The organism is Planctomyces sp. SH-PL14 (assembly GCF_001610835.1).
Lineage (GTDB): Bacteria > Planctomycetota > Planctomycetia > Planctomycetales > Planctomycetaceae > Planctomyces_A.
Genome location: NZ_CP011270.1, coordinates 2,468,099 through 2,491,754, shown reverse-complemented (window position 1 = coordinate 2,491,754; position 23,656 = coordinate 2,468,099). Strand labels below are relative to the sequence as shown.

Sequence of the window (23,656 nt, the reverse complement as noted above, 5' to 3'; positions counted from 1 at the left end):
CATGCCCAAGAAGATCCTGTTCGAAAGCGCCGTGCATCACTTCCTGGCGGCGGGCGCGCGGCTGGCGACGGAGCTGTCGACCGTGGCCCCCGCGGACGCGCGGCGGTTGACCGAGTGGACCTCGGCCCTGTCGCTCGACTATCCCGGCTCCCGGTTTCAGGTCTCCTGGCCCAGTCCGGCTCCAGGGCAGTGCATCGTCACGACGGACGGAGCGAAGTTCTACACCCGCGGCGACCAGACCTCTCCGGGCCGGCCGACAGAGACCGCGGACGGGCAAGGGGACGGGGACGGGGAGCGGGGAACGGACGACCCGGTCGAGCTGCAGAACCGCGAGACCTTCGACGAGCAGTTCCGCCGCGTGCTGGAGCTGTCCGGGCTGTTCGAGCCCTCGCAGCTGGCACGCTGGCTGGCGGAGGTCCGCGACGCCGCCGGCTCGCGAAAGCGGGCCGAAGAGCTGTTTCACGACGAGTGGGCGGCGACGGTCGATGTCCAGGCCATTCCGGTGCGGCAGATGAACGAGGCCTGCACCGCCCCGGAGATGCGTTACATCCGCGGCCAGCTCGGCAATCTCCGGGGAGTCCGGCTGCTCGACGTCGGCTGCGGGTTGGGCGAAGCGAGCGTGTACTTCGCGATGGAGGGGGCGGACGTCACCGCCAGCGACATCTCCCCCGGCATGCTGGACACGACGCGGCGTCTCGCGGAGGCGAACCAGGTGACGGTCCGCACGGCCCTCTCCGCCGCGGAGGATCTCGGGCTCGACGGGATCGAGCCGTTCGACGTGATCTACACCGGGAACACGCTGCACCATGTCGACATCGAGACGACGCTCGACCGCCTGCTCCCGCACCTGAAGCCGGACGGCCTCTTCGTCAGCTGGGATCCGGTCGCGTACAACCCGGTCATCAACGTCTACCGCCGGATGGCGACCGCCGTCCGGACCGAGGACGAGCATCCGCTGCGGCTGGCGGAGATCCGCCGCATCCGCTCTCGCTTCGGATCGTCGCACATCCGCTGGTTCTGGCTGACGACGCTCGCGATCTTCATCCTCATGGCGGTCGTACAGCGCCGCAGCCCCAACAAGGAACGGTACTGGAAGAAAGTGATCGAGGAAGCGGACCAGTGGGCCTGGCTCTATCGACCGCTCGCCTGGCTCGACCGGATTCTGCTCACCGTCTTCCCCTTCTTCGGCCCGCTCTGCTGGAACGTCGTGATCATCGCCCGCGGACCGAAGCCCCGCCGCGCTCCGTCCGCTCCTGCGCCGCGGCGGTGCTCGATCTGCCAGGCGCCGCGCGACGCGGTGAGCGACGGCTATCTGGTCTGCCCCCAATGCGGTCACCGCGACACCGCGGGCCTCGCGGTCGACGGCATCGTCGACAACGGCCATCTCGATCGCTCTTCGGCCGACCGCTCGGACGGCCTGACGCGGTCACAACTGGCGCTGGCGAGTGCCGTCGCCCCGGGACGGGGAGCCCTGCTCGATCTCGGATCGGGGACCGGAAAGTTCCTGAATCACGCGAGATCAGTCTTCTCGTCCGTGGCGGGGGTCGAGGTCAGCTCCGCCTCGCTGCGATTCGCGACCGTCGACCTCGGCCTGCAGGTCGTGCCCCGCGTCACCGATCTCGCCGGGCCCTTCGATCTCGTGACGTCGTGGCACGCTCTCGAGCACATCCCCGGCGCGGAACTCCCGCAGGTCGTCCGCGACGTCCGCGAGCGGTGCGGACCGAACTCCGTGTTCCTCGTCTGCGTTCCGAATCCCGACTGCCGGCTGGCCCGATGGCTCGGGTCCGCCTGGGCCTTCCGCGACCGGAGCGCGCATTGCCACGAGTTCAGCCACCGGTCGCTCGACCTGTTGCTGGCCCAGGGGGGATTCGAACCGGTGCGGGAAGAGCGAGTCTTCGCCTACACCCTGTTCGCATGCATTCAGAGCCTCGCCAATCTGGGACCGTTCCCGCACAACTACATTTACTACCGCCTCAAGCGCCGGACCGACTTTGGCTGGAACCGCGCGACGACGCTCGCCGTCGATCTGGCGGCGGCACTCTGGCTCCTGCCGGCGGCGTTCCTCGGGGGTCTCTGGGCTGCCATGGAACGGCTCTCCGGAGCCCCGACCTCCGTCCACACCGTCCTTTATCGCCCAGTGTCCCGCTGAGGAATCGTCCGCGGCCCCCCATCGGAAATCCGGCCCCCCACCCTCTTCTCTCGTGCCCGACCTGATCATGCCCTCCCTTGAACGCCCCCGAGTCTGCACCTCCGCGGCCCCGAGGCGCGACCGAATCGCGGCGGGATATCGCCCATCATGATTGTCTTTGTCACCGGGGGGACCGGGTTCGTCGGGCGGGCGTTCCTGCCGCAACTGCTCGAAGCGCTGTCTGCAGACGACGAGATCCGCGTGCTCAGCCGGGGACCGGCTGCCGGGCCCACCGATCGACGGATCCGCCCCATCGCCGGGGACCTCGAAACGCCGGACCGCTGGATCGACGCTCTGGACGGCGTCGCATATGTCTTCCACATCGCCGCCGATGCCCGCTTCGGACAGGGGACTCACTACCACGGCGTCAACGTCGCGCCGGTCGAAGCGATGCTGTCGCGGCTCCGGACTTCGGACACGCTGCGGGGCTTCATCCTCGTCAGCACGGTGGGGGCGGTCGATCGGGCGCCGGCCGACGACGTCCGACAGCCTCTCACCCTCCAGTCCGCGCCGCATCCGACGTCGGACTACGGCCGGTCCAAGCGGGGCGCGGAAGAGCTCGTGGAGCGCAGCGGGCTTCCCTATACGATCCTCCGCCCCGGCTGGGTCTACGGAAGCGGGATGCGGGCCGGGTCGCACCTCAACGTCATGGCCCGCATGATCCGCCGCAAGCCGTGGACGGCGCGGCTCGGCTTTCCCGGGCGCGTGCCGCTGATCCATGTCGAGGATCTCGCCCCAGCGCTGGTCCGTTGCCTGAACTCCCCAGCGGCTCGCGGGAAGACCTACTTCGCCGTCACGGAGAACCGCTCGCTCGCCGAGGTCTGGTCGCTCCTGCACGAGACGCTGCGGGGCCGGCGCCCCCGCCAGTTCCGGTTTCCTTCCCTCCGCAGCGTGCTGGGACGGCTCCATTCCCGGCTCCCGCTCACGGTCAACAATCTGTTCCTGGACTACCTCGCGGCGGACGACCCGGATTTCCGGCGCGACCTCCTGGCTGAGCGACCGATCCGGCTGGAGGAGGGAGCGCGGGACGTGGCCGCGCGCCATCGTCCCGAGGGGAGCTGGTGGATCGTGACCGGCGCCAACAGCGGTATCGGCTTCGCGCTGACGGCCGCGTTGCGTGAGGCGGGGCATCCGGTCGTGGCGGTCGACCGCGCCGTCGATCGCCTGTCGGAAGATCCCGGGCTCAAAGTGATCGCCGCCGACCTGACGCAGGAGGCCGATCTCCAGCGGCTCCGCAAGGCCGTCGAGCCGCTCTGCCTGGGGGGCCTCATCAACAACGCGGGGATCGGCATTCGCGGGGGGCTCTTCGATCTTCCGTGGGAAGCTTCCGAGCGAACGGTCCGGATCAACGTACTGGGGACCATGCACCTGACACATCTGCTGAAGGAACAGCTCACCCGCGAAGGGAGCGTGATCGTGAACATCGCCAGCAGCGTCGCCTATCACCCCCTGCCCGGCATGTCGGTCTATGCCGCTTCGAAGGCGTTCCTGCTGAACTGGTCCTTGGCGTTCTCCGAGGAACTCCGGGAGACGAACCTCGTCGTGACCTATTCGCCCTCGGGGACGCGAACCAACTTCCAGGCGTCGGGGGGAGTCCGCGGGGCGAACTCCGCCGAGCTCCTCACTCCCGAAGCGGTGGCCCGGGACATCCTCGACACGGTCCGCAGAGAACGGCGGCATCGGCTTCTGGGCTGGAAGTCCCGGATCCTGGTCACCCTGTCCGACTGGCTGCCGGTTTCCCTCCGCCTGAGATTGTGGGGCTGGCTCTTCGCCGCCCGGCGATAGCACGCGACGCCCCCCGTTCCTCCGCCCCCCGATTCGCATGCCGATTGTCGGATCCCGATCCAGAGCCCGCTCATGACGTCCGCCGCCGACCCGCCCGTCCCTGCAACCGCCGACCGAAACGCCCTCTCGAAGGCGGCCCTGTCGGTTCGCGGGCGACTCCGACTCGTCCTGGCGATCGGGCTGACTGGAATGCTGGCCGCGATCGCCTTTCACGCCTTCCAGGGCTCCGTCCTCCACCGCGGCTATCCATGGAACTCGTTCCTGTGGCGGGCCGATCTCAAGTACACGGACTTCTACGACGTCCTGCGGTCGGCCAGCCTTGGGGATCCGTACACGATCTGGTCTCTGTACTTCCCGTTTACCTATGTCGCGTTCCACCCCCTGTCGAAGCTCTCCTGGGGCTGGACGCTCGTCGTCTTCGACGTGATCTCGATCGTCGCGCTGTGGGGCTGGATCTGCCAGGCCCTCACCCGGGCGACCCGATCGCTCCCGCTCGCCGCCACCGGAGCCGCGGTGATCCTGGGGACTTCCTATCCGCTCTGGCTCTGCATCGACCGAGGGAACATCGAGGTCGGCCTCGTGGCCCTCGTCTGCTGGTTCCTGTACTTCGCGGACCGGCGACGACACACCGCGGCCCTGCTGTGCCTGCTGCCGGCCATCTGTCTGAAGCTGTATCCCGCCGCCCTCCTCGGCATCTATTGCCGGCTGGGACGGATCCGCTATCCGCTCATCGCCGGGGCGATCTTCGCCGTCGTCACGTTCGCCAGCCTCGCCAGCTTCCAGCACTCGTGGCAGATCGACCTGGCCCTGTGGCAGGCCCAGCTTTCCAAGTTTCGCAACCAGTACCTGATCGGCGACCACGGCATGGGGGCGAGCGCCAGCCTGTGGACGCCGATGAAGCTCGCGTACATGTACGGAATGCTCGGCTATGCCACGTGGGCCGATCAGCCATTGCCCGATCCGCGGGTCCTGATCAGCCATCAACATCAGATGCTGAAGGTCTATGGCTACGTCATGGTGGCACTCGCAGGGCTGGTGACGTGGCATGTCACGATTGTCGAGACGGAGCTCCGCCGGAAGCTGATGATCCTGCTGATCTACATGGTCATCTCGGCCCCCGGAGGCGTCGACTACAAGCTGCTGCATGTGACGCCGATCCTGGTCTGGTCGATCTGCCTTTCGACCCGCCGACCAGGGGACCGGCTGGTGACGGTCCTGCTCGCCCTCCTGACCATTCCCAAGAAGTACTGGTTCTTTCCCTATGTCGTGACCGACTCCGGCGCCATGGACAGCTCGATCGCCGTCGTGGTGAACCCGCTTCTGCTCCTCGTCTCGTTTGTCGTGCTGTGCTGGGACGGGTGGCGCGCCTCAACAGCCCGGACGCGGCAACGGAACTGGAAGCTGGCGACCTTCGCCGGCTTCGGGAAGGCAAACTCGCGCCCCCTCACCCGTCAGGAACGGCGACGGAAGACCCGGACCGCGCAGTCTGCGTAGCCGGGCCACGATCGGCGTCCTCCAGCGCGGGATCGAGGCAGGGAGACCGGGTCCCTTGCGCCAGAGGGCTCCCTTGCAGAATTCTCACATCGTTTTCACACAAAACTCGGAATGGATCTGCGGACGAGAACGACGGCCGGTTTCGGAGCTTCGCGAAAATTGTTTTCGCCTCACGCCGCGTTACGCTCTCGGAACGCTTTGCCGTCCCTGTCCGGTGAACCCGCGCTGACCGAAGGCGACGTCACCGCGCCTCGAGACCGGCTTCCAGCAGACCTTCCACTCCGCCTGATCCGGTCCTCGAAGCCGCCGTCTCCTTGCCAGCCACTCCGGATGGCTCATCGAACTCCGTCCCGCACCGCCTGATTCGCATGTCCGCTCCCCCCTCCACCACCCCGTCCGCGCCTCAGCTCTCCGTCGTCGTGCCGGTTTATAAGTCGACCGACACTCTTCCGGAGCTCGTCCGCCGTGTCGGCGAAGCGCTGCGTCCCGGGGGAACGACCTGGGAGGTCGTCTTCGTCGACGACAGCGGTGTCGACTCCCGCTCGTGGACGGTCCTCCAGGAGCTGCGGCGTCAGCATCCGGAGCACGTCCGGGCGATCCGGTTGATGCGGAATTTCGGCCAGCACAATGCCCTCATGTGCGGGTTCCATCACGCCCGCGGCGAGTTCGTTGCGACGATGGACGACGATCTCCAGAACCCGCCCGAAGAGCTTCCCCACCTTCTGGAGGCGATCCGGACCCGCGATGACGACCTCGTCTATGGAACGATCGTCGAGAAGAAGAAGCACGGCTGGTTCCGCAACCTGGGATCGTGGGTTCTGATCCGTTTCGGCCAGCTCGTTTTTCAGTCGTCGATCAAGGGGAGCTCGTACCGGATCATGCGCCGGGAGCTGGTTCGGAGCATCCTTACGTACAACCTGAACTTCACGTTCATCGATGGCCTCCTGGCTTGGAACACGCAGCGGGTGAGCACCGTTCCGGTGCGGCATGACGAGCGGGCGGAGGGGCGGTCGGGGTACTCGTTCATGAAGCTGTTGACGCTGGCGATCAACATGTTCACGAACTTCTCGCTGATTCCGCTCCAGGCGGTGTCGATCACGGGGATGGTGGCGGCCGGTCTGGGGCTGCTGCTGGGGCTTTACTATCTTGTTGCCGGGCTGGCGGGCTGGATCTCGGTGAGCGGTTACGCGTCGATCATCGTGGCGGTCCTTGTGCTCGGCGGCTTGCAGCTTCTGTCGCTGGGGGTGTTGGGGGAGTACGTTGGGCGCGTGCATCTCAATATCAATCGCAAGCCGCAGTTCGTGGTTCGGACGGTGCTTGGTGAGGGAGAGGAAGGCTGATCCCGCTGGCTCGAAAGATGTCCTTGCCGGCACGACTGTGCTCGCTCAAACCCAATGTGCCACGGCAGCCGGGGTCAAGGGGGCAACCCCTTGCCGCCGGAGGCGCTTCAATGAGGAACCGTGGTAGGCAACGGACGTCCCCTTTGTGGAACCGGCGCTGAGGACTCACCGCTCGCTTTGGAATCCCCGCGGGTTGGTGAGGGGGCATACGACATGGTGTCCGCGCTTGGACACTATCTCCTTCAGACGTCTCTCGACGGCCAGGCCTCCGGCGGGCAAAGGGGCGTTGCCCCTCTGCACTCCCCACCAGGGTACCCCTGGACCCGGTTGAGGAGGCGCTAGCCGGGACCTCCACCACTATCACTCAACGCCTGAAGTACGCAACACCCCACGGGCGGCCCGCATCGTCATGAACACCAACAAGACGGAACCCCCCCGGACCAAGCGCACTCTCCGCATCCGCCAGCGTCACCTGCGGTTTATGAAACTCCAGAATCACCCGCTCGCACAGGTCCAGCAGCGGCCGGTTCGTCTTCAGGAACTCAATCTCACATCCCTCAATATCGAGCTTCAACAGATCGACCCGAGCGTCGTCACCACACGCCTTCCGAAACTCCTTGAGGACATCCACCACGGCGACCTTCTCCGTCGAAAGACCAACGCGACTCGTCAGCAACTCCGGATGTGCCGTCGACGAAAGGCTGTTCTGAGCAATCCAGAACTCGCGGACCTCCCCCTCTCCTTCACCCGCCGCGCCGGCCAGGCCATGAATGACCGAGATCCGGTCCGACAGCCCATTCAGCCGCATGTTCTCCCGGGCCTCGGCCACGACCCGCGAGTTCGCGTCAACCAGGATCCCCGTCAGCTCGTCCCGCGACTTGATCGAACTGAGGTACAGCGGAAACAGACCGACGTTGCAGCCCAGGTCGATGAACGTCCGGATCCGGTCGGCATCCCCGGCAAGGAGCCTGTACTCCCCATCGCGAAAGATCCCATCGGCCAGGACCGGCGTGTCAACAAACCGGACACGGTACTTCCACCGCGACTGCGGCACCTGCCGCACAACCCCCGCCATCCGGAGGACGCCGTTCCCCAGATGGATCAGCCCAAGGCTTTTGATGATGCCCTGCGCCGTGGGGCTCAGGGAGAGGCGGCGGACAAGAGATCCGAACATCAGGGGTGGGGGAAAGGAGCGGGTCATGGACTGGCGAGCCGGAACAGACGGCGCGCGGCGGCGATCCTACCCCCGCCCGGAGACGGTCGCCATTTCCTGACGGCGGGGAGTCAGTCCTGAGAAGTTCCGAACATTGTCCTGTTCTTAACGGGACTCAAACGGTGGCAGGGCAAGGAAATAATCCGGGAGGGACGCGGCTTCACGCCGGAGCCGCGAGCCCTCTCCGGCCCCCGGCAGGAGCCGTCGGACGGCGGAATGTGCCGATCGCCAATTTTCTCTCAAGGGCCGCGGGCCATTCGGCGGGATGCGTCTGGACCTTCGTCGGCGGCCCCGGCTAAAAGCGGCCTGTCTCACGGTTCCGCCGCGTTGAACGTCGGCAGGAACTTCCGCTGTCCGCACAATGGAGTGTGCGAATGATTCGTCGAATTTCCGCCCTCGCCCCGGTCGCCGCTCTCGCGATCGCCACTCTGCTGGCCGCCCCTGCGACTGCGCAGCGCTCGCTGGGCCGGCAGACGTCCAAGATCTCCGCCGATCCGAGCCAGGAGTACATCCTCGGCAAGGAACACGGCCCCTGGATGATCATGGTGGCGACGTTCCACGCCACCGGCGACGGCGAGACCGATGAAGGGAAGACGCCGGAGCAGGCGGCTCACGACCTGATCATCGAGCTGCGGCAGAAGGGGATCCCCGCCTACGTCTACACCTCCGAAGGGAAGTCGGAGCGGATCCGGACGACGGACCGTCAGGGACGGGAAGAGATCCGCAAGCCGCTCCGCCGCGTGACCACCGTCTGCGTCTTCGCGGGGAACTATCCCTCGCTCAGCGACGAGAAGGCTCAGGCGACGCTGAAGTGGGTCAAGAAGTACACCCCCAAGGCGTTTGACGAAGGGGTCGTGGTCCGGACCAAGAAGGACCGCGGACCGCTGGCGAGCGCGTTCCTGGCAACGAACCCCCTCCTGTCCGCGCAGGACATCCAGAGCCAGTCGCTCGATCCGCTGGCGATCAACCTCAACACGGGGATGCGGAACAGCCTGTTCGAGAACAAGGGGAAGTACACGCTCGTCATCGCCAGCTTCAGCGGCAAGAACGTGGCGGTGAAGCCCGGCGATCCGATCCCGAGCGTCGACGACTTCCTGAAGCGGACGCAGGAGAACGAAACGAACCTGGACGATGCGGGGGAGAGCGCACACCATCTGGCCGAGCATCTGCGGGGCGAGGTGACGATCCGCTGTGCCCCGAACGAAGAGATCCGGCACAAGAGCATCGACGCCTTCGTCTGGCATGACGAGTTCCGGTCGATCGTCACCGTCGGCCAGTTCGACTCGCCGACCGATCCGATGATCAAGAAGTACAAGTCGACGTTCGGGGCCAAGGACATTGTCGACGGCCGGAACGGGACGCGGCAGGAGCTGCGGTTCCTGGCGGTGGATGGTTACGGCAAGGGGCGCGATCAGTACCGGATGTGGGTGTTCGATCCGAATCCGCAGCTGATGCTGGTTCCGAAGAAGCGGTAATCGGCTTCAGACGGCGAGTAAGAATCCCTTTCCCGGTCGACGTGGGCTAGAGCCTGTGTCGGCCGGGTTGTTTTTTTGGAGGAATGCTCAGATGCCGGGTCCAGGGGGACCCTGGTCTGGGGGTGCAGGGGGCCCAGAAGAACAACACAGGCCCCTTGCCCGCCGGAGGCTTGGCCGTCGAGAGATATCTGAAGGAGCGAGTGTCCAAGCGCGGACACCGTGCCGGATGCCCCCTCACCCAATCCGCCTCAGCCGGCTGGCCACTTCGGAGACCGAGGCCCCTCTTCGAAGAAGGCCCGCACGAGGTGTCCCATCTTTCCGTGCTCCGGCTCCACGTCGGGGGTGAGGCCGTGGTGCACGAGCGTCTCGGTCGCGGTCGGGCCGATGCTTCCGATGACACAGCGGTTGGCCGCTTCGAGCCACTGGTCGCGGAGCCCGAGCTGTTCCGCCACGCGCAGCACATGGACCGCCTGCTGGGCGCTCGTGAACAGCAACCCCTGGAACTCGCCGCGGATGGTGGACTCGATGGCTGCTTTGAGGGGCGCGAGGTCGTCGGGAAGGCCCCAGCGGTAGACCGCCACGGTTTCGACGCTCGCCCCGCGGCTGCGGAGGGCGGCTTCCAGCTCGCGATTCGGCGCGCCGTACTCCTGGATCACGACGCGTCGCCCGCTCAGCTCGTATCCCGCTTCGGCGAGGACGGCGAGGATCTCCCGCCACGTATTGGGCTCGGGGGCCCGCAGGTCGATCCGGATCCCCGCCTCCTTGAGGACCGGCACCGGCTTGGGGCCGCGGACGAGGACCTTGGTCCTGTTGATCGACTCGGTGACTCGAGCGGGCTCGTGGCGGGTGGCCGCCGCTTCGAGGAGCGCCCGGGCGCCGACGCCGGTCAGGAAGATGAACAGGTCGACCTCGCCGGCGAGGAGGCGGTCGAGGAAGGTGAAGACCGGCGCGCGGTCGTCGAGCGGGACTTCCTTCATCGAGGGGGCGATGACGGCACGGCCGCCGGCGCGTTCGATGAGTCCTCGCATTTCGTCGCCGCGGCGACTTTCCAGGCTGCAAACGGTGATCACGTGTCGTCACTCCCTGGCGCCGGGCTCGGGGACGATTCACCGCGCGGCGCCTATCGAGTTGTAGTCGCCGCTGGAGGACGGATGCCACGCGCTCGTGCCCCGGTGGATCGGAGTGGGGCTTGATCCCGGTTTCTGAATGCACGTCCTTGCCGGCACGGCTCGATAGCTCAAACCCAATGTGCCACGGCAGCCGGGGTCAAGGGGGCGACCCCTTGCCGCCGGAGGCGCTTCCATGACGAACCGTGGGACACAACGGATATCCCCTTTGTGGTACCGGCGTTGAGGACTCACCGCTCGCTTTGCAATCCTCGCGGGTTGGTGAGGGGCATCCGGCACGGTGTCCGCGCTCGGACACGTGCTCCTTCAGATTATCTCTCGACGGCCAGGCCTCCGGCGGGCAAAGGGCGTTGCCCCCTTGCATCCCCCACCAGGGGTGACCCCCTGGACCCCGGTTCACTCTCGTGAGGAATCGTCCCGCCACACCATCCAGCGGACACACCCGACCGTCGTCAGCACGACAAAATGCAAAAAGACCGCACGGCGTTTCCACCGTGCGGTCTCGTAAGGCTGTTACGCAGGACTCATAGTCCCAACCCGAACGTCACTTGGCCGGCCGGCAGAACTCCAGCGCCATCAGCGCGTACGAGGTCGTCAGGTTCGGGTCCCCTTCCATCCAGCGATCAGCCGTGTTGACCCAGCTCCCGTTCTCCTTCTGCAGCGAGAACAGCTTGTCGCCGAGGTCCTTCCGCCAATCATGCTTCGCTCCCGCGGCGTCGGTGAAGTGGTCATCGCCGATCACCGAGAGCGTCTTGCCGAACGTCTGGTAGTAGTAGTAAATCCCCTGCTGATCGAGACCCGGGTTCTCACTGACCGTGTAGAACTTCGCGATCCACTCACGGGCCGCCTTGACCCGCGGATCGTCCGCCTTCAGCCCGGCGTAGATCATGCTCTTGAGGCCGGCGTAGGTCATGCTGGCATACGACCGCAGGCCGCCATCCGCGTTCTTGCCCGCCATCGAGCTCCCTCCCGCGGCCGGCGTGTAGTAGAAGCCGCCATCATTCACGAGGGCAGCGAACGGAGTGGTGTTGTCCGCGGACTCCAGGTTCTGGCAACGGGAGACAAAGACGAGGGCGTTCTGAATCGCCGGATCGTCCGACTTGGCTCCCGAGGCCTTAAGGGCTTCCAGGAAGAAGGTCGTGTTCGAGAGGTCGGGCCGCTGGCTGCGGCCGTAGCCGGCGCCGCCGAACGCAGGCTCGGTCTTGGCGGTCTTGCCGTCGGTCCCCCACTGCACGGCCCGCAGCGAGTCGGCCGCCTTCTTGACGACGTCGTCGTACTGCCCCTTGCTGTTGGCCGCCTGGAAGGCCATCAGCGCGATCGCCGTCTCGTAGTTCTTGTGGAACGTCCCTTCGCGATAGATCCCGCCGTCGGGCCGCTTGAGGGTTTCGAGGTACTTGAGCCCCTTCTGGACCGCCGGGTCGTCCGCCGAAACGCCGCTGCGGAGGAGGGCGTAGGTGGCGATAGCCGTGATGCCGGGCTGATCGGGAGAGGTCCAGGTCCCGTCCTGGGCCTGGCTCGCCTTGAGGAACGCCGCCCCCTTGTCGATCGCGGCCTTGAGCTTGGCGGCATCCGGGCCAACCACGTCCGCCGCACGGGCCGCCGGGAGGAACGCTGTCGCCAGCGAACAGAGAACGGTCAGAATGAGAAGAGGCCTCAACTTCCGCATGGCGAGCGAACTCCTGGCACCGAGCTGGGAACGGGACGATGAACTGTTGCCCGCGATTCTATCGCAGGCGCCAGGTCCCATCACCGATCTGCCAGACCAAAGTCTCGCCCGCCTCTGCACGTCCCAGCGAAGTCTACTCCCCGCAGGCTCGCCCGGGAGGCGAAAATCTGCCCGCACCGGCGAAGAAGCCGCCACCAAGGACTGAGGCACGGAGGAGGGAGGGGGCCACAGATGAACACGGATGGACACGGATCAGAGCGGAGAACGCCGACATCGCAGCCGCGGCCGGTCCTGCCCGCGGATTGATGAATATCACCGAGTGAAAGACTGAACGGTGCGCGGTCAAAAAAAGTGTCGCCGGTGCGCTTCGTGAGCCTTCGGGTTTTGAAACACAGTGGGCACAGAGGACACGGAGGTCAGATGAGGCTGTCGGGCTGCCCCTGTCTTGATCTGTGTCCATCTGTGTTTATCTGTGGCTTCTCCTCGCCCGGAAACGCTTCACGACCATCCCCTCTCCGCCCTTCCCTCTCCGTGTCCTCTGCGCCCTCTGTGTTTCAAACCTCTTCCGCCCCCCCGCTCGCAAAGCGGACTCCGGTACGAAGCCTCTCGTCGGCTCGGCAGCTCAGGTGTGGACGTACCGCGGAATCCGCGTCATTGAGCGGAACGTGGGGAGGGAGCAGTCGGATTCGACCGCCATCCGGGGAACGTCGAAGCGGTTCGCCTGCGGGCCAGCCAGCCCGCCGTAGTAGCTGAAAGCCCAGCGGTATCCGGCCGCATCGAGCGCCGCCATGCAGCGGGGGTCGAACGAATCCCGCTGGCCGACCGGGTAGCTCATGGAGTCGATCCGCAGCCCCAGAACCTCTTCGAGCCGCCGCCGGGACTCTGCGACCTCGTAGCGGATCTCGTCGTCCTTCAGGCGCGAGAGAACCGGATGGTTCACGGTGTGCGCGCCGATCTGCATCCCCCCCCGGACCATCTCCCGCGCCATGTCCCAGGTCATCCAGACCTCGTCCGCCAGCGACTGCGGGCAACGGCCCGTCCCGGTCTGGTCGGCGATGTGGTCCAGGAAGGCCGCGGTCTCATGACCGCCGAGCTTCTTGAAGGTCCGCAGGAGACGATCGATCGCGGCTCCCGGCTCACCGGCGGTCCACGAGACGGATTCCGTCAGGCCGGGGCCCGGTCCGATCGAGGTCCGGGAGCTGGTCTTCACCATCCAGGAGATGTCGTCCCACCATGCCACGCGGCGCTGATCGAGGAATCCCGTCGTGATGAAGAAGACGCCCGGAACGCCGTGCTGCTTCAGGACTGGAAAGGCGAGGTCGTAGTTGTCGCGGTATCCGTCGTCGAAGGTGATCATCACCCCCCGCGCCCGCTGCGGGCGGGACAGGAGGCCGTCGAGATCGCTCAGGCCGACAACGTCGAAGTTTTTCTTGAGGAACCCGACCTGAGCATCGAAATCCTCCGCGGAGGCGCTCCACAGGCCGTGATCGAAGGGGGAGTCGCCGGGGAGGCCAACGCGGTGGTAGTTCAGGACGAGCAGGCCCCGCCAGGCGCAGGCCAGGGAGGCGATCCGGGCGAGTCCGGTGGCGTCGGCCACATGGGCGAGGATCCGGCGTTTCGGTGAAATTCCCATCGGACGGTCAGGCCCCGCGAAGAATCCTGTGGTGAACGGTCGCTCTCCAAAGATGGGACGCTCCGTCCGTGGCCGGCCTGTCGGCAGTCGACCTGGGGGGCGATTCGGTCCAACTTTCCGGCGCGGTACGGATCGAGCGGGTTGTGCGGCGGGAAACGGTTCTGCGGAATGGGAGGCTTTCGGCGAACCGGGGCGGATCGCGGGCCGACAGTCCCTTCTTCCCCCGCCCGCCTGCTACAGTCCGAAGGTCACTTTCCGGAATCCGATCATGCCTGTTGCCCCCTCCGACCTCGTCTCCAGTCTTCGCTGGCGCTATGCCACCAAGCAGTTCGACCCGAATCGCAAGATCGCGGCGGACGTCTGGGAGGCGCTCGAAGAGTCGCTGATCCTCACGCCGTCCTCTTACGGTCTCCAGCCGTGGCGGTTCGTGGTTGTGACGACGCAGGAGCTCAAGGAGCAGCTGGTGACCGCTTCCTGGAGGCAGAAGCAGCCGGCGGATTGCTCTCATCACGTCGTCTTCGCCGTCAGCCAGGACCTGAGTGAGGGGGACATCGACGGTTACATTGCCCGGATTGCGAATGTCCGGCAGGTCACGGCGGAGTCGCTGGCGGGGTTCCGCAAGATGCTTCTCGGGACGATCATTCAGGGGATGCCGGCGGCGGCGCGGGCGGAGTGGGCGATCCGGCAGGCGTATATTGCGCTCGGGAACCTGATGACTTCGGCGGCGTTGCTGGGTGTCGACACGTGTCCGATGGAGGGGATCGAGCCGCAGAAGTACGACGATATCCTGGGTCTGGGGGGAACGGGGTACACGACGTGTGTGGCGTGTGCTGTCGGTTACCGGGCAGAGTCGGATCGGTATGCGGCGCTGGCGAAGGTCCGTTACGGAAACGAGCAAGTCATTCTACGGCGGTAGTCACTTCCCCCTTCACCGGGTCCAGGGGCACCCTGGTGGGGAGTGCAGAGGGGCAACGCCCCTTTGCCCGCCGGAGGCCCGTCTCGTCTCGATCTCTCTGAAGGAGCGAGGGTCCAAGCGCGGACAAGGTGCCGTATGCCCCCTCACCAACTCGCGGGGATTGCAAAGCGAGCCGTGAGTTCTCAGCGCCGGTCCCACAAAGGGGACATCCGTGGCGCACCACGGTTCCTCAGGGAAGTGCCTCCGGCGGCAAGGGGGCGTGGCCCCCTTGACCCCAGGCTGCCGGGGCACGTTGGGCTTGAGCTGGCATAGCTGTGCCGGCGAGAACGCCATTCAGACGCCGGGCTCTCCCTTGCCGTCATCCACAGCCCCCTCCTCCGTCAGCTGCCGCGACTGATCCGCATCCGCAATGAAGTGATCCAGCTTCCGGATCCGCACCCGCGTGCGGAACCACTCCAGCGCGGCAATGATCGTCACGCAGAGACAACCGATCGCGGCATGACGGTACCGGTCGCTCCCGAACAACTCGGGCAACAGCAGCACGGCGGAGATCACGCCGCTGAGTCCCAGCGTCATCGCCTTCGTCGAAACCCCCTGCCGCAACTTCACCAGCTGATGCCGGGCCACCGCCGCACGGGCGGTCCGGTTCGCCAGCTCCCGGAAGGAATCCATCGACCCGCGAATCGCGTCGAGCTCCTCCCGCTGGAGCGGACGCCGCTGCGGCTTCGCCTCCTCCTCCACGACGGGGGCCACCACCTCTTCTTCCACCGGCCGCGGCGCCGCAGACCTCAACAGAGCCAGATTGATCGACGACATCCCGCCCGTCCCCGGAGCGGCGGCCGAAGCCCCGCCAGTCCCGCCGGAAGCAGCCGAACCGGCTGCCGACGCGGGGGACGGTGCGGAGGGGAGGATCGCCGGGGGCTGCTCCGCCGCCGCGGCCCGCCGTGTCCGGGCAATCAGCCGCTCCATATAGGAGGCGATGTCATCATCGTGCGGCTCGACCGCCGGCGGCTCGGCCACTGGGCCGGGCGAAGACGAGATCGCGGCGCTCCGGTACGACGGCTGGGACACCGTTTCCTGACGTTCCGCCGCCCGGCGCGACAGATCGTCCTCTTCGTCCGCCTCAGCACCCGCCGTCGTCTCGACGTCGTCGTACTCGACGGGGGTCGGTGCGGCACGGCGGGACAGATCGATTCCGAACAGGTCCGCCAGGTGAGCCCGCAGCTCGAGCGCATCCGCCGAGGGGGCGGCCTCGCCTGTCTGCTCCGAGGTCGTCTCCCCCTCTTCCAAAACCGCCGCCGCCCCACCGGCTCCGTTCGCTCCTGCGGCGACCTCCGCCTTCCAGTCCTTCCGCGATTCGCCGTCGTTCACATGCGGCGCGTCGGTCTCGTGCCGGTGGTTCGGAAACAGCGGAGAACTGATCCGCGACTCAGGCCGTCGCGAGAGGGCGTCAGCGAGCGAACCCGGACCAGCCGTCGGCCCCGAACCGGCAGGCGGCTGGCTGTCGGAAGGCTCGTCCGCCTCCGCCGTCCACTGATCCTCGGAGGGGCCGCGAAGGTTCTCGCGGAGCGCCTTCCAATCGAAATCCTTCCGCCGTTCGCCGCCGGCGGCCGCGGCACCGAACAGCCCCGACGAGAAGGCGCCGGGGGCGTGCGTCGAGGCGTCGAGCACCGCCGAGTCGTCCGGCGCGATCGCCTCCGCCTGCGGCTCGTCCCAGTCCCGAGTCCCCCGGAACGACGGCCGATCGAACTCCTCCGTCGGCGGAGCGGTCTCGTCCGCCCGCTCCTGGCGATGACCGGCCAGTTCCTGCTGCCGCTCGGTCGCCAGTTCCTGCTGCTGCTCGGCAAGCGCCTGCCGCTCGGCCGCCAGTTCCTCGCGCTCCTTCTCCAGCGTCTCGTACTGGGAGAGGAACTCGGACCTGTATTCGCCGAGCTGCTGCTGCAGCCGTTCCAGCTCGCATTCCTGGGCGGTCAGCCGGGCCGCGCGTTCGTCCAGTTCCCGCCGCTCCTGATCCAGGTCGTCCGGAACCGCGGGGGAGACGGACACGGCCGCCGACGGGGGGGCGGACGCGGCGGCGGGGGCATGCAACCGCTCTTCCCGTTCCATCAGCCGCCGCTCGAAGCTCCGCAGCTCGGCGTCACGGGAATCGAGCTCGTACTCCCGCCGATCCGCCTCTTCGGTCCGGAGCCGCAGCTCGTCCTCCTGCTCGGACAGGCGGGCCGACGCCACTTCCTCGTCCGCCGTGACGGATGCCGGCGCCGGTGCCGGGTGCACCACCTGGTCCGCCAGTTCCTCTTCCCGATCGGAGAGGTGCTGTTCGCGGGTGCGCAGCTCCGCTTCCCGCCGCTCCAGCCGGTCCTCGCGCGTCGACAGGGCGTCGCGACGATCGTCGAGCTCGCGCTCCCGCTGCCCGAGCGATTCGCGGCTCAGCCCGAGCATGTCGATCTCGAGGTCCGTATCGCCGTTCCGGTTCTCCTGATCAGCCGTCGCGACGGGCGAGGACGACAGAAGCAACGACAGCGGAGGTGGCGAAGGAACGTCGACGCGGGCGGCCAATGCGGCAGCGACTTCGTCCTCGCGGCGGCCGAGGTCCGCTCGCACGGCCTCCAGTTCCCGGACCGCGGACTCGTACGACTCCCACTGCGTCCGCAGGGCCGCTTCCCGGGCCGCGATGCCGGTCAGCTTCGCCTCCCGGGCGTCGATGTCGGCCAGTAGCCGCTCCGTCTCGGCGCGGAGCCGGTCGCTCTCCTGCTCGCCGTCCAGGAGCTGCTGCCGCTGGGAGGCGAGCTCTTCGCTGGCGCGGCGCAGAGCCTCACGTCCCTCTCCGACCCGCGTCTCTTCCTCTTCGATCTGCTGCGTCCGGTCGTCGAACTCGCTCAGGCGCAGCCGCAGCTCTTCCCGCGCGGCCTCGATCGCGGAATGCCGCTCCTGCAGCTCCCGGTCACGCGACGCATAGTCCGCCTGGGCCGACTCCAGCAGCGTCTGCTGCTGCCGGACTTCGCCGTCGCGGGAGTTCAGCGCCGCCTCCCGCACGTCGACTCCCGCCAGCCGCTCGAGCCAGGTCTCGCGTTCCGCCGACAGCGCGGCCTCGCGCCCCAGGATCTCGGAGAGACGGTTCTCCATCTCGGCCTGCAGCCGGGCGTGCTCCTCGCCGACCGACTCGAGCCGCGACATCTCCGATTCCACATGGCGGGCATGGACGTCATACGCCCGCCGCGACTCCTCCAGCTCCTGCGCTTCGCTGCGGATGCTGTCGGCGCGGCCGATCACCTCCTGCGCCTGCCGCTCCGCCTCCTCCAGCGCGCGACGCTTCTCGTCGATCTCCCACAGCAGCGCTCCCGCCGCCTCGTGCCGGGAGGCGACATCCGACTCGCGCGTCTCGAGCGCCGTCCGCTCGTCCGCCAGGCTGCGTTTCCCCGCCGCCACCTCTTCCCGCTCGTCCGCCACCTGCTGGACGAGCCGCTCCACCCGCGCCAGCTCCTCCTCGACTTCCCGATGCCGGTTCCGTGACTCGTCGGCATCGGCCTGGAGGGCGCGGCGGGCCTCCTCGATGTCGAGCGCCAGGCGGTGCTGCTCGTTCAGCTTCTCCTGGACTTCGCGGCGCGTCGAAAGCAGTTCCGCCCGCTGCTGCAGCAGGGCGGACTTCTCCCGCTCCAGCGAAGCCGAGCGGGTCACGGTCGACGCCTGCTGCTGGTTCCGGACGGTCGTCTCGAGCTCCGCGATCCGCCCCGCGAGCTGCGACCGCTCGGAGACGGCCGCCGCCGCTCCCCGTGCCTCGGTCTGGGCTTCGGCCTGAGCCTCGGCGAGGGCGGACAGGAGGCGGTCGACCTCCCGTCGCGAGATCACGAGATCGCTTTCCAGATCGCGGGCCCGGTCCCGTTCCGCCAGCACCCCTTCAAGGGTCCGGGCGATCTCGTCCCGCTCCGCCCGCAGCGCGGCGATGTCCGCCGCCTGCCGCGCGATCTCGTCCCGCAGGCCCGACATCTCCGCCGACGAAGTCCCGACCTCTGGTGCCGGAACGGGAGCCGGTGCGGCCGGCGTCAGGAAGCCGGCGATCGAGAAGGTGGACGCGGGCGCGAACGGAGTCGCGTCGCGCAGGATCTTGAGGATCCCGAGATCCCGCTCTGGATCGGCCTCGGCGGTCTCGGTCCGGAGCCGCAGCAGCGGAGCGGCGGGCTCCTCGGACGAGGGCAGTCCGAATCCCGCGGCCTCTTCCGTCTGCGGAAGGTCGCGGCGGGAGGGAGCCTCCGGCCGCGCCGCCGCATCGACGCGATCGGCTTTCCCCTCGTCCTGGCACTTCCGGACGGTGAACTCGACCGGTCCCACGATCAGCCGGTCTCCCGGACGAAGGGCCGCCTCCGTAAACGGGCCGTCATTGATCCAGGTCAGGGGAGACAGCGCCTTGGCGATCGTCCGGTGGGGGGAGACGATCAGCAGGCAGTGCTGCGGCTGGACGCCGGCGGCGTCGACCGGAACGTCGCACGCCGGATCGGAGCCGATCGTATGCCGGCCCGGTCCCAGGGCGAGCGCGGCGGGGCCGGTCCCCCGTCGCCGGCGGATGAGCTCGATTCCCCCTTCGAGAACCGTCGTCGAAGATTCCAATGCAGTCGCCATGAAGAGTCCCGCGGAGCCGTCTTCAGTCGCCATCCGGACGGACAAGGGGCCGGAAGGGCGTTCCACTCGGCTCCCGAGGTATTCCCGCAGCGATCCTGTCTCGACGCACCGATGTCACGGCGCGACATGGGCGCGGTCCTGCGGGGACACCTCACTCCCATCATCGGAAACATAGTCCGGGCGGGTGAGAACCTTTGCCGGTTAGGCAACCGGGTTCAATCAGGGAAGACCCGATGTTGGGACTTTGCGGGTTGTGCCGTCTGTGCGGGTGGCAGGATGCCGCCGGTCGGAGACGTTTCGATTGCAGACGAACAATCGGATCCGCTTTGGACCTCAGAGATAGCGGTCCAGCCCCCGCGCTCGAAGCTGCTCGATGAGCCGCTTCATCCCCGCCTCGTCGTCGCGGCGGGCGACGAGCGTGGCGTCCGGCGAGTGGACGATCAGCAGGTTCTCGACCCCGATCGTGGCGACGAGGTGGTCCCCCTCGGTCTGGACGAGGCAGTTCGACGTCTCGATCCCGATGTGCGGGCCGGCGGTCCGGTTCCCCTCGGGATCGGCGGCGATCCGGCGGGCCAGCGCCTCCCAGCTGCCGACGTCGTCCCACTCGAACTCGGCGGCGATGACGCGGGCGCTCGGGGCTTCCCGCTCCAGCACCGCGTAGTCGATCGAGATCGACCGCAGGCTCGGGAACTCCGTCCGAATCGCGGCGGCCCGGTCGCCGGTCTCTCGGATTCGTTCCAGTCCGGCGGCCATCTCCGGCTCGTGGGCGGCCAGCAGATCCAGCAGCCGCGCGGCCCGCCACACGAAGATCCCGCTGTTCCACAGGAACCGACCGGAGGCGAGAAACGTCTCGGCGGTCGGCCGATCGGGTTTCTCCCGGAAGCTCGCCACGGGGCGAGCCACCATCGCCGGCGCCGCCGGCGTCGCTCCGGTGGACGAGGGCGCGGACTCACCCGCCTCGATGTATCCGAACCCGGTCGACGGAAAGGTCGGCCGGATGCCGAACAGGATCAGGCTGTCCGGTTCGCGGACGAGAGCGGCCTCGGCGGCGCGGATCGCCAGGACAAAGCGGTCGAACGGATCGATGAGATGATCCGACGGGAAGACCGCCATCGTGGCGTCGGGATCGGACTCCCGGATGTGCAGCGCGGCCAGGCCAATGGCGGGCGCGGTGTTCCGCGGCGCGGGCTCGACGAGCAGGTTCTTCGCCGGGAGCTCCGGAAGATGCTCCCGGACCAGCTCCACATGGGCCTCCCCGGTGACGACCCAGCACCGCTCGGGAGGGGTCAGGAGCCGGCAGCGGTCCCAGCTTCGCTGGATCAGCGACCGGCCTCCCAGAAGGGTCAGAAACTGCTTGGGGCGCCGCGCCCGACTGGCGGGCCAGAACCGCGTCCCGCTCCCCCCCGCCATAATGACCGTATGCAGCATTCGTCTCTCCAGCCAATGTTCGAGCGGATGATTTCAACCGCCGCGGCAGGAGGGAAGAGGAACGAAAGAGGATTCCGGAACTCGGATCCGGACGGCCTCAAGCCGGAGGCATCACGGCGCTCGTTCCAATCGCGATCCCGGATCGTGCTCCCAGGCACTTCATTTGCGAGTCGCCCGCTCGGCGGGCCGCCGGCCCGCCACAGAAAATTACCCGACGAGGATTCGAACCTCGACTGAGAGAATCAAAATCTCTAGTGCTAACCGTTACACTATCGGGTAATGCGCGGCGAAGTTTAGGTGTTGCCCAGCAACGGAACAAGGCGGCGTCGCGCCGCAGTGGCGCGCCACACTGCCACGTCACACCGTCCCTCCCCTCCCCCTCGTCCCGCTGCCTCCTCCCCTTCAGGCCGGACCCGGCACCACGGCCGCCGGCAGCTTGTCCATCCGTCATCGCCACGTCGAACCTGGGAGCTTCGTTTCTCCGGATGTCCTATCGATCGATTCCCCGCCAGCTGCTCTCCATGGCGATCGTCCTGACCGCGACCCTGCTGGCAGGCTGGAGCCTCACGCGCCGCAATGAGCCGGACGCCCTCGTCGTCTTCTGCAGCCGGGAGTCGCCGGTCGCAAATGCCTTCGCGGCGGAATTCGAGCAGCGGAGCGGCGTCCGGTGCCTCGTCGTGACCGATCCGCTCCCGACGGAGGGCTGGATCGCGAATCGGATCGCCCGCGGCACGCCGCCGCGGTGCGACGTCCTGTGGGACACCTCGCCGCTGGACGCGGTTCGGCTGGCGGCGGTCGGAGAGCTCGTGCCGCTCGCCCCCGCCGCCCTGTCCCGCATCCCGGAGGCGTTCCGCGGTCCGCAGCAGACATGGGCGGCGTTCGCCGGCGTGCGTCAGGTCTGGTGGTCCCCCAAGGGAGATCCTGAGACGATCCGGAAGCAGGTCGAGGCGATCCATGCGGGAGAGGACCTGAGCGGAGTGTCGATCGTGATCGACGGCGGGTCGCCGCGGTTTGCCGCCTGGGTGATCGAAGCGGCCAGCGGAGGACCGGACGTCCTCGGCGAGCGACTGCGGGACTGGGGCAGCCGGGGGGCCAAGGTCTCGATGAAGTCGGTCTCCGGGATTCCCGATTCCGATCTCGCCGGAACGCCCCTGCTCCTGACCTTCACGAACGTCGTCGCGGAACGATCGGGGACCGGCCCTCGCGGCTTCGTCGCGTCCTACCTCGACGGCGGACGTCCGGTCGCGATTCCGAATGTCGTTGCGATCCACAGGCAGACGGACCGGCCGGAGCTGGCGCAGCGGTTCGCCGCCTTCCTGCTCTCCGAGGTGATCGAGGTGCGGCTGGTGAAGGCAGGCTTGGGCGATGTCCCGGTCGGAAGGATTCACGCCATGGACGTGCCCGAAGACGTCCGTCCGCTCTGGGACGAACCGGAGCCGCCGTTGCCGGTCGCAGCGCTCACCGCCGCCGGAATCCACTCTCTCGGCAAGGATCGTCCAGAGCCGGCGGAAGCCCCCTCTAGGGACTGACGGAACGCCCCGCGGGAAACGGGCGCGACCGCGTCCCGCCGGCGAAGAGCGCCTTCCAGGGGTCGCTCGCGGAACCGTCGGCGAGTTCTACCACGCTCAGCCCCGTGACCGGCGTCGCGATTCGCAGGCCCACCTCCGCAGCGGCGTCGCTCCCCAGCGCCGCGGCTCCGTCGGCGGTCGCCATCCGCAGAAGGGAGGGGGGGGAGACCTCGGGAAAGAGCTCCCGCACGAGCGTCACGTCGTCCCACAGATCGAGCGACGGAGACGAGGCCCGGCTGTCCGTTCCGAGAGCAACGCGGATCCCCCGCTCCCGCAGACGCGAAAGAGGGTGCCGAGCGTGCCCGAAGTGGCGGTGCGTCCGGGGACAGTAGACGACCGTCATGTTCGGCCGGTCCGCCAGGAAGGCGATCTCGTCGTCATCGAGGTAGTTGCCGTGAACGACGAGGGCGTGCCCCACCTCGGCGAGGCCGCGCAGGGAGTCGAGGATCCGGGTCCCGCGAGGAACGACTTCCGGACGCCAGATCCCCATCCGCGTGAACAGCTCCACGAGCGGCCCCGAACCGGACCGCAGCAGTTCGAGTTCCTCCCGCGTCTCGGCGAGGTGCATCGCCACGGGCACATCCCGCTCGCGAGCGAGCGCGACCGCCCCGTGGAAGAGATCCGGATGAACGCTGTAGGGGGCATGCGGGCTGATGCCGCGGCGGAGACCGTCGCCCGTCTCCCCCGCATCGAGATGCTCCTGCAGTTCCGCCAGACGGAGCGGGACCGCGTCGGGGCTGAGGCCGAGCACCTCCCGGAAGACCGTCAGCGCGGCGCCGCGCTCGACCGAGGCGTCGCGCGGCCAGGAGCGCGTGGCGATCTCCCCGGCGGCGACCGTCCCGCACCGGCGCAGCTCATCGAGCCCCGCCTGCAGCGATTCCCCGCCGGTCGCGGTGCGGGTCCTCCGCTCCTGGATCACCGCGCCGATCCACTCGGCGAACGAGTTCCCCGCGGGGATCGGCTGCGCCAGGTGACTGAACTCCAGATGCGTGTGGGCGTTCACCAGGCCCGGGATGACCGCGACGTTCCCGAGGTCGATCGCCGCGGGATGCGGCCGGCCCGACCACCCCGCGATCCGCCCGTCCTGGACTTCCAGCGTGGCGTCGGCGAACGGATCGGCATCGCTCGGAAAGAGCCAGCGGACCCGGTAGTGCGTCGTCGCGGAATCGCCGGGAGCGTCCAAAGGAACCTCGCGCGGGAGACGAAAAC

14 protein-coding genes and 1 tRNA gene are annotated in these 23,656 nt (G+C 67.7%); 7 read left to right on the top strand and 8 right to left on the bottom strand.

The annotated features are described in order from the left end of the window. The first annotated feature begins 1 nt into the window (after position 1). From VT03_RS09745 to VT03_RS09730, 4 genes are all read left to right on the top strand, one after another. On the top strand, positions 2 to 2,149 hold the full coding sequence (locus VT03_RS09745) for a methyltransferase domain-containing protein (protein ID WP_075092801.1): 2,148 nt from the start codon (positions 2 to 4) through the stop codon (positions 2,147 to 2,149). Between the two features lie 147 nt (positions 2,150 to 2,296). After that, positions 2,297 to 3,973, top strand: a complete 1,677-nt coding sequence (locus tag VT03_RS09740) for an SDR family NAD(P)-dependent oxidoreductase (RefSeq protein ID WP_075092800.1) — start codon at positions 2,297 to 2,299, stop codon at positions 3,971 to 3,973. 72 nt (positions 3,974 to 4,045) lie between these two features. Beyond that, on the top strand, positions 4,046 to 5,467 hold the full coding sequence (locus tag VT03_RS09735; RefSeq protein WP_075092799.1) for a glycosyltransferase family 87 protein: 1,422 nt from the start codon (positions 4,046 to 4,048) through the stop codon (positions 5,465 to 5,467). Between the two features lie 368 nt (positions 5,468 to 5,835). Beyond that, a complete protein-coding gene (locus VT03_RS09730) occupies positions 5,836 to 6,807 on the top strand; it encodes a glycosyltransferase family 2 protein (RefSeq protein WP_075092798.1) in 972 nt (323 codons plus the stop codon). A gap of 364 nt (positions 6,808 to 7,171) precedes the next feature. Here VT03_RS09730 and VT03_RS09725 read toward each other — a convergent pair whose 3' ends face one another. Further along, on the bottom strand, positions 7,172 to 7,981 hold the full coding sequence (locus VT03_RS09725) for an FkbM family methyltransferase (RefSeq protein WP_075092797.1): 810 nt from the start codon (positions 7,979 to 7,981) through the stop codon (positions 7,172 to 7,174). Positions 7,982 to 8,394: 413 nt separating this feature from the next. Here VT03_RS09725 and VT03_RS09720 point away from each other — a divergent pair, with 413 nt between their 5' ends. Beyond that, entirely contained in the window at positions 8,395 to 9,495 is a 1,101-nt protein-coding gene (locus tag VT03_RS09720; RefSeq protein ID WP_075092796.1) for a hypothetical protein, read from the top strand. Positions 9,496 to 9,743: 248 nt separating this feature from the next. On the opposite strand, the gene VT03_RS09715 is transcribed toward VT03_RS09720, so the two are convergent. From VT03_RS09715 to VT03_RS09705, 3 genes are all read right to left on the bottom strand, one after another. Further along, complete coding sequence (locus tag VT03_RS09715) at positions 9,744 to 10,565, bottom strand: uroporphyrinogen-III synthase (protein WP_075092795.1); 822 nt, start codon at positions 10,563 to 10,565, stop codon at positions 9,744 to 9,746. 601 nt (positions 10,566 to 11,166) lie between these two features. After that, on the bottom strand, positions 11,167 to 12,288 hold the full coding sequence (locus VT03_RS09710; protein WP_075092794.1) for a prenyltransferase/squalene oxidase repeat-containing protein: 1,122 nt from the start codon (positions 12,286 to 12,288) through the stop codon (positions 11,167 to 11,169). A 622-nt stretch (positions 12,289 to 12,910) separates the two neighbouring features. Beyond that, positions 12,911 to 13,921 (bottom strand): polysaccharide deacetylase family protein, encoded by a 1,011-nt coding sequence (locus VT03_RS09705; RefSeq protein ID WP_082846089.1) that lies wholly within the window; start codon positions 13,919 to 13,921, stop codon positions 12,911 to 12,913. 268 nt (positions 13,922 to 14,189) lie between these two features. Here VT03_RS09705 and VT03_RS09700 point away from each other — a divergent pair, with 268 nt between their 5' ends. Beyond that, complete coding sequence (locus VT03_RS09700; RefSeq protein WP_075092793.1) at positions 14,190 to 14,837, top strand: NAD(P)H-dependent oxidoreductase; 648 nt, start codon at positions 14,190 to 14,192, stop codon at positions 14,835 to 14,837. A 333-nt stretch (positions 14,838 to 15,170) separates the two neighbouring features. Here VT03_RS09700 and VT03_RS09695 read toward each other — a convergent pair whose 3' ends face one another. The 3 genes from VT03_RS09695 to VT03_RS09685 all read right to left on the bottom strand — a co-directional run bounded on the left by VT03_RS09695 (position 15,171) and on the right by VT03_RS09685 (position 21,158). Continuing rightward, entirely contained in the window at positions 15,171 to 19,451 is a 4,281-nt protein-coding gene (locus VT03_RS09695) for an FHA domain-containing protein (protein WP_197489275.1), read from the bottom strand. A gap of 333 nt (positions 19,452 to 19,784) precedes the next feature. Further along, positions 19,785 to 20,879, bottom strand: a complete 1,095-nt coding sequence (locus VT03_RS09690; RefSeq protein ID WP_075092791.1) for a mannose-1-phosphate guanylyltransferase — start codon at positions 20,877 to 20,879, stop codon at positions 19,785 to 19,787. Between the two features lie 207 nt (positions 20,880 to 21,086). Beyond that, positions 21,087 to 21,158, bottom strand: a tRNA-Gln gene (locus tag VT03_RS09685). 206 nt (positions 21,159 to 21,364) lie between these two features. Here VT03_RS09685 and VT03_RS09680 point away from each other — a divergent pair. Then, a complete protein-coding gene (locus tag VT03_RS09680; RefSeq protein ID WP_075092790.1) occupies positions 21,365 to 22,408 on the top strand; it encodes a substrate-binding domain-containing protein in 1,044 nt (347 codons plus the stop codon). On the opposite strand, the gene VT03_RS09675 is transcribed toward VT03_RS09680, so the two are convergent. Beyond that, positions 22,398 to 23,630 carry an amidohydrolase family protein gene (locus tag VT03_RS09675; RefSeq protein WP_075092789.1) on the bottom strand — a complete coding sequence of 411 codons (1,233 nt, stop codon included), beginning with the start codon at positions 23,628 to 23,630 and terminating at the stop codon, positions 22,398 to 22,400. The two genes, VT03_RS09680 and VT03_RS09675, sit on opposite strands and share 11 nt — an antisense overlap. Positions 23,631 to 23,656: the final 26 nt, after the last annotated feature.